The sequence below is a fragment of the Promicromonospora xylanilytica genome (assembly GCF_054782895.1).
This window is the reverse complement of the sequence record NZ_BAAGRP010000004.1, coordinates 373567-387137: the sequence shown is the minus strand read 5'-3', so window position 1 is coordinate 387137 and position 13571 is coordinate 373567. Positions and strand designations below refer to the sequence as shown.

General features: G+C 72.5%; 10 protein-coding genes. 7 read left to right on the top strand and 3 right to left on the bottom strand.

The features are described 5' to 3' along the window. The first annotated feature begins 8 nt into the window (after positions 1-8). A complete protein-coding gene (locus ACYVK7_RS06720) occupies positions 9-1901 on the top strand; it encodes a right-handed parallel beta-helix repeat-containing protein (RefSeq protein WP_460886906.1) in 1893 nt (630 codons plus the stop codon). Positions 1902-1961: 60 nt separating this feature from the next. On the opposite strand, the gene ACYVK7_RS06715 is transcribed toward ACYVK7_RS06720, so the two are convergent. Further along, complete coding sequence (locus tag ACYVK7_RS06715) at positions 1962-2933, bottom strand: GlxA family transcriptional regulator (protein WP_460886905.1); 972 nt, start codon at positions 2931-2933, stop codon at positions 1962-1964. 83 nt (positions 2934-3016) lie between these two features. Between ACYVK7_RS06715 and ACYVK7_RS06710 the strand changes: the two genes are divergently transcribed. Continuing rightward, positions 3017-4321 carry an MFS transporter gene (locus tag ACYVK7_RS06710; protein ID WP_460886904.1) on the top strand — a complete coding sequence of 435 codons (1305 nt, stop codon included), beginning with the start codon at positions 3017-3019 and terminating at the stop codon, positions 4319-4321. 86 nt (positions 4322-4407) lie between these two features. Beyond that, positions 4408-5589 (top strand): trans-sulfuration enzyme family protein, encoded by a 1182-nt coding sequence (locus ACYVK7_RS06705; protein ID WP_460886903.1) that lies wholly within the window; start codon positions 4408-4410, stop codon positions 5587-5589. 19 nt (positions 5590-5608) lie between these two features. Here ACYVK7_RS06705 and ACYVK7_RS06700 read toward each other — a convergent pair whose 3' ends face one another. Beyond that, the gene (locus ACYVK7_RS06700; RefSeq protein WP_460886902.1) at positions 5609-6784 is read right to left on the bottom strand and encodes an acyl-CoA dehydrogenase family protein; all 1176 of its coding nucleotides are present in this window, start codon (positions 6782-6784) and stop codon (positions 5609-5611) included. A 96-nt stretch (positions 6785-6880) separates the two neighbouring features. Then, positions 6881-8059, bottom strand: a complete 1179-nt coding sequence (locus tag ACYVK7_RS06695; protein ID WP_460886901.1) for a PucR family transcriptional regulator — start codon at positions 8057-8059, stop codon at positions 6881-6883. A gap of 164 nt (positions 8060-8223) precedes the next feature. On the opposite strand from ACYVK7_RS06695, the gene ACYVK7_RS06690 reads away from it, so the two are divergent. The 4 genes from ACYVK7_RS06690 (at position 8224) to ACYVK7_RS06675 (ending at position 13525) form a co-directional block, all read left to right on the top strand. Further along, positions 8224-9927, top strand: coding sequence for an aldehyde dehydrogenase family protein (locus tag ACYVK7_RS06690; RefSeq protein ID WP_460886900.1), 1704 nt, complete (start codon positions 8224-8226; stop codon positions 9925-9927). Between the two features lie 156 nt (positions 9928-10083). Further along, entirely contained in the window at positions 10084-11679 is a 1596-nt protein-coding gene (locus ACYVK7_RS06685) for an AMP-binding protein (protein WP_460886899.1), read from the top strand. Positions 11680-11731: 52 nt separating this feature from the next. Then, complete coding sequence (locus tag ACYVK7_RS06680; RefSeq protein WP_460886898.1) at positions 11732-12904, top strand: D-alanine--D-alanine ligase family protein; 1173 nt, start codon at positions 11732-11734, stop codon at positions 12902-12904. Between the two features lie 87 nt (positions 12905-12991). Further along, positions 12992-13525: a hypothetical protein gene (locus tag ACYVK7_RS06675; RefSeq protein WP_460886897.1), complete on the top strand. Its 534-nt coding sequence runs from the start codon at positions 12992-12994 to the stop codon at positions 13523-13525. Positions 13526-13571 lie beyond the last annotated feature (46 nt).

The window sequence follows — 13571 nt, the reverse complement described above, 5'->3', positions numbered from 1 at the left end:
GGACACCGATGTCCAGACAATGGATCCGGAACAGCACGGTCACAGTCGCCGCGCTGAGCCTGGTAGCCACGATGACCGGCGGAGGGATCGCCCTCGACCGGCTCGCCGGCGCCGTCACCTCGGGCGCGTGCCCGCAGCTCTACGTCTCGCCCACCGGCGACGACCAGGGCAAGGGGTCGCAGGACGACCCCTGGAAGACGGTCGCCAAGGCCCGCGACCACATCCGCGAGCTGGGCCTCAACAGCGAGAACCGGATGAAGTGCGACATCACGGTGAACCTCGCGGCCGGTGACTACCCCGTCACCGAGACGATCGAGTTCACCGACAAGGACTCCGGCGGCGGCGGGCATCAGGTCGTGTACCGCAGCGCCGACGGCCCGGGCAAGGCCAACCTGGTCGGCGCCGAGGAGATCACCGGCTGGGAGCCGCACCAGGACGGCATCTACAAGGCCAAGGTGGACCCGAGCGAGCAGTTCTACACGCTCTTCGAGGACGGCAAGCGGTCCGAGATGGCGCGGTACCCGAACCGCACCTCGGAGGACACCCACGCGCCCTACCTGTTCTCCGTGCTCGGCGAGCCGGAGAAGGAGGCCGTGCGCTCGTGGCTCTACTGGGAGGACGGCGACTGGGATCCGGCCTGGGACGACACCCCCGAGGGCAACCCGCTCAAGGACGCCCAGGTCACCGTGTGGTCGGGTGGCTCGTGGAGCTGGTTCACCGACACCGTGCCGATCATCGGTCAGGACTACCGCAAGAACTTCGCCACCCTCAAGCACTGGACGCGGTACGCGATGGTGAACAGCCGCAGCGGCTCGCGCTACTACCTGCAGAACGCCATGGCGTTCCTGGACAAGCCGGGCGAGTACTACATCGACAGGGACGCCGGCGAGCTGTACTACATCCCGCGCGGGGACATCGCCGATGTCACGATCATGCGGCCCACCGTCGCGAAGGTGATCGACGTGAAGGGCGCGTCGCCGGAGAAGAAGGCGCACGACATCACGTTCGACGGCATCGGCGTCCAGTACTCCGACTTCGTCGACTGGTACCGCTCCGGGTGGATCAGCGCGGGCGACTCGGGCGAGGAGCACACGTACCCGGAGTACGACCGGCAGATCGAGATGCCCCGTAACCGGTTCGGCGCCATCACCCTGGAGAACACGAGCGGCATCACGCTGACCGGGATGCACCTGCGCGACACCGGGTTCCACGCCGTGTACGCCCTGTTCGCCAACGACCACCTCACGGTCGAGAACTCACTCCTGGAGAACCTGGGCGCGGACGGCATCAAGGTCGAGGGCGGGTGGCCCGGCGAGGGCGACCTGACCCACGACCACACCTTCCGGAACCTCTACATCCACCACGTGGGTGAGCTGGTGCCGGGCGACTCCGCCGGGATCGAGCTCATGGGCACCGGCGACAACACGGTGGAGCACGTCCACGTCCGCAACTCCGCCCGGTACGGCATCAGCCTCGAGTCCCGCCCCGAGGTGGTCGACGGCGACCAGTACACCGACAACAACACCTTCCGGTACATCAAGATCGAGGAGGCCGGCCGCGACTCCGGCGACATGGGCGCGTTCTACACCTACGGCGTCGCCAACCAGGAGCCGCACCCGATCAAGAACACCGTGGACCAGATGGTCATCGGTGACGTGATCCCCGACCCGGCCGGCGCGATGCCGGACAGCGGCACCCGGGGCATCCACATGGACGCCGGCGGTTGCGGGTTCTCGTTCAGCAACATCGAGGTGGGCGAGACGACCGACCAGTCGTACCAGTCCTACCAGTGCAACGAGGTCGCCAACGCCGACTGGGAGGACGGGTTCGACCCGGCCCGGATGGAGTACGACCTGATCGGCGTCACCGACGCGTTCCCCTACCCGGTCCCGGAGGACTGACCGGCCCTGGCACGACGGCGAGGTGGGGTGCCCGCGGGGGCACCCCACCTCGCCGCGCTGTCACGCCGCGCGGTGGAACGTGCGGCGGTAGGCCGTGGGGGTGACGCCGAGCGCGGACTGCACGTGGGCCCGCAGGGACTGCGCGGTGCCGAAGCCGCACTCGCGCGCGACCTGCTCCATCGGCAGGGCGGTCGACTCCAGCAGGGTCCTGGCGCGCTCGACCCGTTGCCGGGTGAGCCACTGCCCGGGGCTCTCGCCGGTCTCGTCCCGGAACCGGCGCGTGAACGTCCGCACCGACATCGCGGCGTGCCGCGCCAGCGCGGTCAGCGTCAGGGGCTCGGCCAGCCGCTCCGTCGCCCAGGCACGGGTGGCCGCCGTGCCTGGACCCTCCGGGTCGGGCAGGAACCGCTCGATGTACTGCGCCTGGCCGCCCTCGCGGTGCGGGGGCACCACGGTGCGGCGTGCGACGTCCTGCGCGACCGCCGCACCGTGGTCGCGGCGCACGAGGTGCAGGCACAGGTCGATCCCGGAGGCGACGCCGGCCGAGGTGAGCACGTCGCCGTCGTCCGTGAACAGGACCTCCGGGTCCAGCCGGACCCGGGGGAACAGCCGGCGGAAGTGGTCCGTCGTCGCCCAGTGGGTGGTGGCGGGCCGGTCGTCCAGCAGGCCCGCGGCGGCCAGCGCGAACGCGCCGGTGCAGATCGACACGATCCGCGTGCCGGGCCGGATGCGGCGGAACGCCTCCGCGACCTCGGGCGTCAGCAGCCCCTTCTCGTAGATGAGCCCGTGCTCGTGCGACGCCGGGACCACGACGGTGTCCGCGCTCTCCACGGCCTCGGGCCCGTGCGCCACGTGGACGGCGACGTCGGAGTCCGACTGCACCAGCCCGGGGCCGCCCGGCGTGCAGGTCACCACCTCGTACAGCGGCGCGAGCGCGGAGTCCCGTGCCGTGCCGAAGATCCGATGCGGGATGCCCAGCTCGAACGGGATGAAGCCGGGCCGGATCAGCACGGCGACGCGGTGGATGCCCATGGCCACATCCTATGGCCCGATCCTAGCGACACCTGTCCTCCGGGCCACTGGTTCGGCCCGGCACGCTCACGCATGCTGACGCCATGACGCAGACCGCCGCAGCTCCGGCGCCCCAGGGCGTACCTCGCCGCCCCACCCCGCGCATCCACCCGGCCTGGTGGGTGGCCCTGGTCAGCTTCGTGACCATCATGTGCGCGGCCGCGTTCACCGCGGTCCCCGGCCTCTTCGTGGACCCGCTGAACGCGGAGCTCGGCTGGTCGCGCGCGACCATCGGCCTCGCCGTGGGCCTGCAGTCGGTGCTCTACGGGCTGACGGCGCCGTTCGCCGCGGCGCTCATGGACCGGTTCGGCATGCGGCCGGTGGTCACCGTCGCGCTGGTCGTGATCACGGGCGGCGCCCTGTCGACGGTCTGGATGACGGAGCCGTGGCAGTTCGTGCTCGGCTGGGGACTCCTGGTCGGCGTCGGCAGCGGCAGCATGGCGCTGGCGTTCACCGCGACCATCACCGCGCGCTGGTTCGTCGCCCGGCGCGGCCTGGTCACCGGGGTGCTGACGGCGGCGACGGCGTCGGGCCAGCTCGTGTTCCTGCCGCTGCTGGCGTGGATCATCGAGAGCCAGGGGTGGCGCCCGGCGTCGGCGACGGTCGCCATCGCCGCGCTGGCCGCGGTGCCGCTCGTCCTCTTCCTGCTGCGCGACCACCCGGCCGACCTCGGCCTGGCGCCCTACGGCGGCGAGTTCGTGCCGAAGCCCGCGCCGGTGCACGACGTGGCGCGGCGCACCGTCACGGCCCTGTTCTCCGCGGCCCGCACCGGCCCGTTCTGGCTGCTGGCCGGCGCGTTCGCGATCTGCGGCGCGACCACGAACGGGCTGGTCCGGACCCACTTCGTGCCCGGTGCGCACGACCACGGCATGCCCATCACGGTCGCCGCGAGCCTGCTCGCCGTGATCGGGGTCGTGGACGTGATCGGCACGATCGGGTCGGGCTGGCTCACCGACCGGTACTCGCCCCGGGTGCTGCTGGGCGTCTACTACACGCTGCGTGGCATCGCGCTGCTGTTCCTGCCGTCGCTCATGGCCCCGCAGGTCGAGCTGCCGATGGTGTTCTTCATCGTGTTCTACGGGCTCGACTGGGTGGCGACCGTGCCGCCCACCCTCGCGCTGTGCCGCGAGCTCTACGGTGACGACGCGCCCATCGTGTTCGGCTGGGTGCTCGCCTCGCACCAGGTCGGGGCGGGAATCGTGGCGTTCGCCGGCGGCCTGGTGCGCGACGTCACCGGCTCGTACGACGCCGTCTGGTACGGCGCGGGCGTGCTGTGCGCGGGAGCGGCGCTCATGTCGATCGTGACCCGGCGCAACCGGCACAGTGCCCCGGAGCCGTCAGACGCGTAGGTCACCAGGGTGACCTGAGGGTCTGACACGGGCGCGGCCGCGGACGGTACGGCGGCCCGTGGCGAGTCCGCCGTATTCTCACCGGCATGAGCACCATCCCTGCCGCCGCCGGGCTCTCGCCGGCCACCGTCGTCGTCTCCGCCGGGCGCCCCGAGCGCACCCAGGGCGGGCACATCAACCCGTCCCTCACGCTCAACTCGACGTACGTGTCGCGCGGCGTGATCACGCCCGGCGAGCTCTCGTACGCGCGCGGCGACAACGACGCCTGGCACCCGTTCGAGCAGGCGCTGGTCGCGCTGGAGTGCGGCGGGGGGCCGGACGGCGGGTCGGGCGCCGGCGAGGGCATCGTGTTCGGCTCCGGCATGGCGGCGATCGCCGCCGTCTTCTCCCTGGTGCCCGACGGCGGCGCGATCGTGCTGCCGCGGCACGCCTACCAGGCGGGCATGGTGCTCGCCGACCAGATCAGGGACCGGCACGGGGTGACCCTGCGGCACGTCGACATCACCGACACGGACGCCGTGGTGACGGCGCTCGACGGCGCGGACCTGCTGCTCGTGGAGTCGCCCACCAACCCGATGCTGGAGGTCGCGGACCTGCCTGCCGTGCTCGGCGCGGCCCGCGCCGCGGGTGTGCGTTCCGTGGTCGACAACACGTTCGCGACGCCGCTCGGCCAGCGGCCGCTCGAGCACGGCGCCGACCTCGTGCTGCACTCGGTGACCAAGTACCTGGCCGGCCACTCCGACGTCGTGCTCGGCGCCGTCGTGACCCGCGACACCGATCTGGCGGCCACCCTGCGTGAGCACCGCACGCTGCACGGTGCCATCGCCGGGCCGTTCGAGGTGTGGCTGGCGCTGCGCGGTCTGCGCACCCTGGCGCTGCGCTTCGAGCGCGCCCAGGCGAACGCCTCCGAGCTGGCCCGACGCCTCGCCGAGCACCCCGAGGTGGCCGAGGTGCGGCACCCCTCGCTGCCGGGCGACCCGGGCCACGAGCGCGCGACGGCGCAGATGAACGGCTTCGGGGCGATCATCGGCGTGCGGCCGGTGGGGCGGCCGGGCGCGAGCGCCGTCGAGCGGGCGGACGCCGTCGTGGACGCCGTGCGCCTGTGGCTCCCCGCCACGTCGCTGGGCGGGGTGGAGTCGATGCTGGAGCGTCGCCGCCGCTGGGGCACCGAGGCCGTGACGGTGCCGGAGGACCTGCTGCGCCTGTCGGTCGGCATCGAGGACGTGGAAGACCTCTGGACGGACCTGGACCGGGCGCTCCGCGCGTGACCCAGGGGCCCGCCGCCCGCTAGTCCAGCGGGCCCAGGAGGGACTGCGCCACCGTGGCGTGGGCGGAGTCGTCGCTGGACGGGTGGAAGATCCCCGCGAGCACGTCCCGGTAGAGCCGGCCCAGCTCGGACGAGTTGAAGTAGGTGGAGCCGCCCGACACGCGGACGGCCTGGTCCACGACGTCCCTGGCCGCCTCGGTGACCCGGACCTTCAGCCCCGCCGTGGCCCGGAACCAGCCGGCGCCCCGGTCCAGGGTGCTGTCCGACGCCGAGGCGTCGAGGTCGCGGGTGATCCCGTCGACCTGGAGCCAGACGCTGTCCTGCGTCAGCGCCATGTCGGCGATGCGGCGGCGTACGTCGGGGTCCTGGGAGTACGGCTTGCCGGTCTTCATGGACGTGCGGCGCCCCACGGCCTCGACCGCGAGCTCGAGCGCGCGGTCGGCGATCCCCGCGTACACGGCGGAGAGCAGCACCTCGAACGACGTGAAGATGCCCAGGACGTACGGGTCCAGCGACGGCCCGGGCGGTAGCAGGCGCAGCACCCGGTCGGCAGGGGCGTGGGCGCCGTCGAGCATCGTGGTGCGCGACTGGGAGGCGCGCATGCCGATCGTGTCCCAGTCGTCCAGGATCTCGAACCCGCCGCCGTCACGCGTCACGAAGGCGTGCACGAGGCGCGGTTCGCCGTCGTGGCGTCCGTCGCCGCCCGACGCGTCGAGGCCCAGCACGCCCAGCCGGGACCAGGCGGGGGAGTTGGACGTGAAGATCTTGCGGCCGTGGAAGGTGTACCCGCCGGAGCCGTCGGGCCGCGCCTCGGTGCGCGAGCCCAGCAGCACCAGGTCGTTGCCCGGCTCGGAGTAGCCGAACCCGAACACCTCGCCCGACGCCGCCTCGGCGAGCAGCCAGTCCAGCGACGAGTCGCCGCGTTCGTGCAGGTAGCGCCCGACGCCGACCCACACGTGGTGCATGTTCACGGCCAGCGCCGTGGCCGGCGCGTGCGCGGACAGCCGGGCCTGCTCACGTGCCGTCTCGCGCAGCGAGAGGCCCGCGCCGCCGAGGGCGGTGGGGACCATCGCGCCGAGGTAGCCGGCGGCCTGGAGGTCGGCCAGGTCCTCCGCGAAGAAGGCGTTGTCGCGGTCGTAGTCTGCGGCTCGTTCACGAAAGGTGGCGAGCAGCTCGTCGGACAGGAGGTGGGTCACGCTCCCGAGGCTAGCGCCGCCGGACGGCGTCGTGGGTAGAACGCGCAGGTGATCACGGCCACTGGGGTCGCGCGGATCACGCAGGGCCGCGTCGGGTCACGCGGAGTCGCGCTGGAGCCGGCGCGCCCGCACCGCCGCGTACAGCTCGGCGGCGGCGCGCGGGTCGTTGATGTCGCGGCCCGTCAGGTCGGCGACGCGGGCGAGCCGGTTCAGCACGGTGTTCCGGTGGCAGTGCAGCGCTGTGGCGGCCCTGGTGCCGGACCCGCCGTGCTCGAACCACGCCTCGATGGTGCCGAGCAGCAGCTCCTCGTCCCGCGGGTCGCGGTCCCTGAGCCCGCTGAGCACGGCGGTGGCGAGCTCGGCGGCGCGGGCGGCGTCGGCGGCGAGGAGGGTGTCGAGGGGGTGGTCGCCGTAGCGGGCGAGCCCGAGCTTGTCCGGTGGCAGGGAACGCACGGCGGTGCGGGCCTGGCTGAGGGCGGCCGGTGCGTCGGCGAGGTTCGTGAACGGCCGGCTCGCGCCGGTCGGGGCGTGCGCGGCGAAGCGGGCGACGGCGGCGTACGCGTCCTCGGAGGTGGGTGCCGCCACGAGGGCCAGGCGGGCGCCGTCGTGCGTGAGCCGCCGAACGGTCACCCGGGGGGTGTCCGTGGCGGCGTCCTCCGGGCCGGGGGTCGCACCGGGTTCCGGGTCGGCCTCGGGCCCCGGGTCGGCAGGCAGGCCGGGCCCGGTGACGGCGACCACGAGCATGGCGTCGGTGGGCAGGCCGAGTGCACGGCGGGCGGTCTCGAGGTTCTGCACCGCGCCGGTGAGGATCCCGCGCAGCAGCTCCGTGCGGGCCATGTTCTCGCCCAGGCCCGCCGCGGTCTCCAGGTGCGCGCGCACGGCCACGTTCGACGAGCGGTCGACGGCAACCCAGACCCGCGACGAGGCGCGGAGCAGGGCAGCGGTGTCCGTCTGGGAACGCAGCCTGCGCGCGAGCTCCTCCCAGACGTGCAGGCCGGCCAGCCGGTAGGCGTGCTGCAGCAGGTCCAGCGGCATGCCGGCGGCGGCACTGACACGGCCGGCCTCGCGTGCGGGTTCGAGAGACGACGTCTCACCGGCGAGCGCGCCGAGGATCTCCGCCACGTTCGCCCGTACGAGCGGCTGGATCGCGGCGGCCGGGAGGCGAGTCTCCTGGTAAGGGGGTTCTGCGTGCAGGATGCCATCAGCCACCTGCGAGCTCAGTAGTTCGAGGGCATCGCGGAGGTCATGGCGTCCGTCTCCATCGATGTCCGACATGCCAGGCAGCCTAACGGCGAGGGGCCGGGTGTGCACTGAAGGTCAAGATGTAAACCGGTACTGGGTCTCGCGCCAGGCCGCGTAGAGCCCTAGGCTATTGAAGTTCGGGTCAATGAACGCCCGTACGGACTGTCGAAGAACCGAGCGGTCGAGGGGGAGCGCTGATGAGCGTGACGGACACGCGAGCCACTACGGAGCGGGAGCTCGACCGGGCGGTCGAAGAGCTCAAGGTCGGGGCCGAGCGGTGGGCACGGCTGCCCGTCGCCGACCGGGGTGCGCTGTTCCGGCGGGTCCACGCCTCGATCGTCGAGGTCGCCGAGGAGTGGGCGACGACGGCGGCGGAGGCCAAGGGCGTCGCGCCGTCGGACCCGTACGCGGGCGAGGAATGGATGACCGGCCCCTACGGCGCGCTGGAGAGCGCCGCCACCTACGCGCAGTCGTACGAGGCGCTCGCCGCGGGCAGGTCGCCGCTCGACGGGCTCGACGTCGGCAGCGCGCCGGGCGGCCGGGTGGCTGTGCGGGTGCTGCCACGCACGCTCAAGGAGTGGGTGCTGTTCAACGGGTTCCGGGCCGAGGTCTGGATGCCGCAGGGCGTGACCGAGGGTCAGGTGCGAGACGAGGCGGGCCTGGGCGCGGGCAAGGTGGGCGAGTACGGCGGGGTCGGGGTGGTGCTCGGTGCCGGCAACATCTCGTCCATCGCTCCGCTCGACGCCTTCTACGAGCTCGTCGCGCACAACCGCGCCTCGCTCGTAAAGCTCAACCCCACGTTCGGCGCGCTGCTCGGGGTCTACCGCAGGGCGCTCGCCCCGCTGATCGAGGCGGGCGTGGTCCGGGTGGTCAACGGCGACGGCGCCGTCGGCGCGTACCTCACGGGGCACAGCGGCATCGACAAGGTGCACGTCACCGGCTCCGCCGTCACGCACGACGCGATCGTCTGGGGCACCGGCGAGGAGGCCGGACGGCGCCGCGCCGCGGACGACCCCAGGCTGCGGGTGCCGATCACGAGCGAGCTGGGCGGTGTCGCGCCCATGATCGTGGTGCCCGGCCGGTGGAGCACCGCCGACCTGCGGTTCCAGGCCGAGCACCTGGTCTCCATGCGCCTGCACAACGCGGGCCACAACTGCGTGGCGGGCCAGATCGTCGTGCTGTCGGCGGACTGGGACCAGAAGGACGCGTTCGTCGCCGAGCTGCGCCGCGCGCTGGCGACCATGCCCGCCCGTGCGCCCTGGTATCCCGGTACGGACGCGAAGGTCGCGCGGGCCTCGGACGCGCACCCCGACGCCGAGCGGGTGAGCGGGCGCCTGCTCCTGGAGGTGGAGCCGGGCGACCCGGCGTGCGCCGACGAGTACTTCGCCCCCGTGCTCGCCTGGACGCAGCTGCCGGGGGAGGGCGCCGAGTTCCTGCGCGCCGCCGTCGGCTTCGCCAACGACTCCCTGTACGGGACCCTCGGCGCCAACGTGGTGGTGCGGCCGCAGGACCGCAGGGCGCTGGGGGACGTGTTCGACTCCGCGATCGCCGACCTGCGCTACGGCACCGTCGCGATCAACGCGTGGACCGGCGTCGGCTTCCTCCTGCCCGGGGCCACCTGGGGTGCGTTCCCGGGGCACACCGTGGCCGACGTCGGCTCGGGGATCGACGTGGTCCACAACGGGCACCTGCTGGCCGGTCCCGAACGCAGCGTCGTGACCGGGCCGTTCCGTCCGTTCCCGCGCAGCGTGCTGCACGGCGAGCTCTCGCTGTTCCCGAAGCCGCCGTGGTTCAGCGGCTCCCGGAGCGGCACGGAGACGGGCAGGCGGCTCACGCGGTACGCGGCTGCGCCGTCGTGGGGCCGGCTGGTGCCGGTCCTGCTCGCGGCCTTCCGTGCGTGACGTCGCGTCCTTCCGCGACCGACCGCGCCGCCTTGCGTGCATGACGGGGCGGTCTGCGGTCACAATGCTCTTGCACCGGACCAACGGCGGTCCGGTGCGGCCGGGCCCACGGTGGTCAGGACCTCGACGGTGTGATCGAACCCAGGGAGACCGATGATGGTTGTCCGCAGCCCGCTGCCCGACGTGGAGATCCCGTCCGTCAGTGTGTACGAGTACCTGTTCGGCGACATCGCCCCCGACGACCTGGACCGCGTCGCGGTGGTCGACGGCGTCAGCGGCGCGGAGACGACGTTCCGCTCGCTCCTCGCGCAGATCGACGCGGTCGCCGGCGCCATGGCGGCACGCGGGTTCGGGGTGGGCGACGTCGTCGCGCTGCACGCCCCCAACATCCCGGCCTACGTCACCGTGTTCCACGGCCTGCTGCGGTCCGGGGTCACGGTGACCACCGTCAACGCCCTGGCCACCGGCCCGGACATCACCAAGCAGCTGGCCGATTCCGGCGCACGGCTCATGATCACCGTGTCGGCCCTGCTCCCCGCGGGCGAGGCCGGGGCACGCGGAGCGGGCCTCACCGACGAGCAGATGGTGGTGCTCGACGGCGACCCGTACGCGGCCGCCGGGTACACGTCCCTGGCCGACCTGCTGGCCGACCCCCACCCGGCACCCGAGGTCTCGTTCGACCCCGCCACCCACCTCGCGGTGCTGCCGTACTCGTCCGGTACGACGGGCCGTCCCAAGGGCGTCATGCTGACGCACACCAACCTCGTGGCGAACGTGGCACAGTCCCTCGCGATCGGCGTGGGGCGTGACGACGTGGTCCCGTGCGTGCTGCCGTTCTTCCACATCTACGGCATGACCGTGCTGCTCAACCTCGCCCTGCGCACCCGGGCGAGGCTCGTGACGCTGCCCCGGTTCGACCTGGCCCAGTACCTCGGGGTGATCCAGGAGCACCGGGCCACGTTCCTGTTCGTGGCGCCGCCCATCGCGCTCGCGCTGGCGAAGCACCCGCTCGTCGACTCCTACGACGTCACCAGCGTGCGGGCCGTGCTGTCCGGGGCCGCGCCGCTCGACGACAAGCTCGCCCAGGCGGTGCTCGACCGGCTCGGCGACCGCGTGCGAGTGCTGCAGGGTTACGGCATGACCGAGATGTCGCCGGTCTCGCACTGCATCCCCTTCGACCGCACGGACATCTCGCCCGGGAGCGTCGGGCTGCTCGTGGCGGGCATGGAGGCCAGGATCCTCGACCCGGCGACGGGCGCGGAGATCGCCCAGCCCGCCGAGGGCGTCTCCGCCCCGGGCGAGCTGCTGTGCCGCGGGCCCAACGTGATGATCGGCTACCTCGGCAACCCCGAGGCGACCGCGGACACGCTGGAGCCCGACGGGTTCATGCACACCGGCGACATCGTCACCGTCGACGCCGACGGCGTGTTCCGGGTGGTCGACCGCCTCAAGGAGCTCATCAAGTACAAGGGCTACCAGGTCCCGCCCGCCGAGCTGGAGGCGCTGCTCCTGTCCCACCCGAAGATCGCCGACGCCGCGGTGATCGGACTGCCCGACGACGAGGCCGGCGAGATCCCGAAGGCGTTCGTCGTGACCGCCCAGGGCGAGTCGCTGAGCGAGGGCGAGGTCATCGCGTACGTCGCCGAGCAGGTCGCTCCGTACAAGAAGGTGCGGAGCGTGGAGTTCATCGACGCGGTGCCCAAGTCGGCATCCGGGAAGATCCTGCGCAAGGACCTCAAGGCGGCCCCGTAGTGGCGCGGTCTCGAACAGGTTCCGTACGGCAGGTCCGGTAGGGTCGGGCGCGATGTCGCACCACACTGAACCAGCCTCCGCCGGGGCGATCCCCGAGCCGACGCCGGACGCTGCCGCCAAGACCCGTGTCGTCATCCTCTTCGGCGGGCGCTCCGGCGAGCACGGGATCTCCGTCGCCACCGCCGGCGGCGTGATGAGCGCCATCGACCGCTCGAAGTATGAGGTGGTGCCCATCGGCATCACCCCGAACGGGCAGTGGGTCATCGCCGCCGACGAGCCCGAACGCTGGGCCATCACCGACGGCAAGGCGGCCCAGGTCCCGGAGTCGGACGCCGAGGTGGTGCTCCCGCTCACCGTCGGCGACGCCGCGCTCCGGGTCCTCGAGCCGGGCCGGGTGCCGTCGGCGCTCGCCGACGTCGACGTGGTGTTCCCGCTGCTGCACGGTCCGTACGGCGAGGACGGGACCGTCCAGGGCCTGCTCGAGCTTGCCGACGCGCGCTACGTGGGCTCCGGCGTGCTCGCGTCCGCCGTGGGCATGGACAAGCACTTCATGAAGATGGTGTTCGCCGGGCAGGGGCTGCCCATCGGCCCGTACGCCGTGATCAGGCCGGGCGACTGGGAACGGCGCCGCGACGTGGTGCTGCAGACCGTCGAGCCCCTGGGCCTGCCCCTCTTCGTCAAGCCGGCCCGCGCCGGGTCGTCGCTCGGCGTGTCCAGGGTGGACTCGCTGGACGACCTGGAGGCCGCCGTCGAGGAGGCACGCAGGCACGACCCCAAGGTGATCGTCGAGGCGGGCATCGTCGGCCGGGAGATCGAGTGCGCGGTGCTCGGCGGCCGCGGCGGGCAGCGCCCGCGCGCCTCGCTCCCGGGCGAGATCCTGGTGACCGACGAGACCAAGAACGGCTTCTACGACTACGAGGCCAAGTACTTCGACGAGGCGGCCGTCCAGCTCTCCTGCCCCGCCGACCTGCCGGACCACGTCATCAAGGAGATCCAGGAGATCGCCGTGCGGACGTTCGAGGCGGTCGACGCCGAGGGCCTGGCCCGCGTGGACGTGTTCGTGACGCCCGAGGACCAGGTGGTGGTCAACGAGATCAACACCATGCCGGGCTTCACGCCGTTCTCGATGTACCCCCGCATGTGGGACGCCTCCGGCCTGAGCTACCCGGAGCTGATCGACGAGCTCATCCAGCTCGCACTGGAGCGGCCCACCGGCCTGCGCTGATCACCTGTACTCTCCTCTCGTCACCGGTCGTCAGCACCGGCCGGCACCCCGGTCGACGGGGGTGAAAAGGGCGTCTGAGGAGGCAGGATGTGGGGCGGGCCCCGCTACAGGTACGCCACGCGCGACGTGCGGGTCGCGAACGGGACGCTCACGATCGGGCTCACCACCTTCGCCCTGAGCAACGTCATGCGGGTCGAGGTGGTGGGCGTGGCCAAACCCCAGCCCATCGGCGCCTGGGCGAACCAGGTGGCCTACCCGTTCTGCATCATCGCGGTGGTCATCCTGCTGCTCCGCATGGTGGGGGCCGACGCCGTCCCGTGGGAGGCGGCTCTCGCCACCGCCTGCGCGGGCCTCGGGTGGCCGGCGGCGCGGGCGTGGCAGCGCACGCAGTTCTGGAAGCCGGTGTGGAAGTACCCGGTGTTCGCCCTCCAGCTGGTCACCGCCACCCAGCACGTGCACCGCATCTGCGCCCACGACGCCCGGCACCTCGCGGCGCTGGCCGCCCTCCTGGGCGCGGCGATGAAGGACCCGGCCATCTCGTACCACGGGAGCATCCAGCTGATCTCGAACGCTGACGCGCTGCACACGATGGAGGCCAGCAGGGACTCGATGGTGCGCTGAGCGCCCACGGCACCCCTTGTGCGGTGCGATGCCGCACCCCTACTAT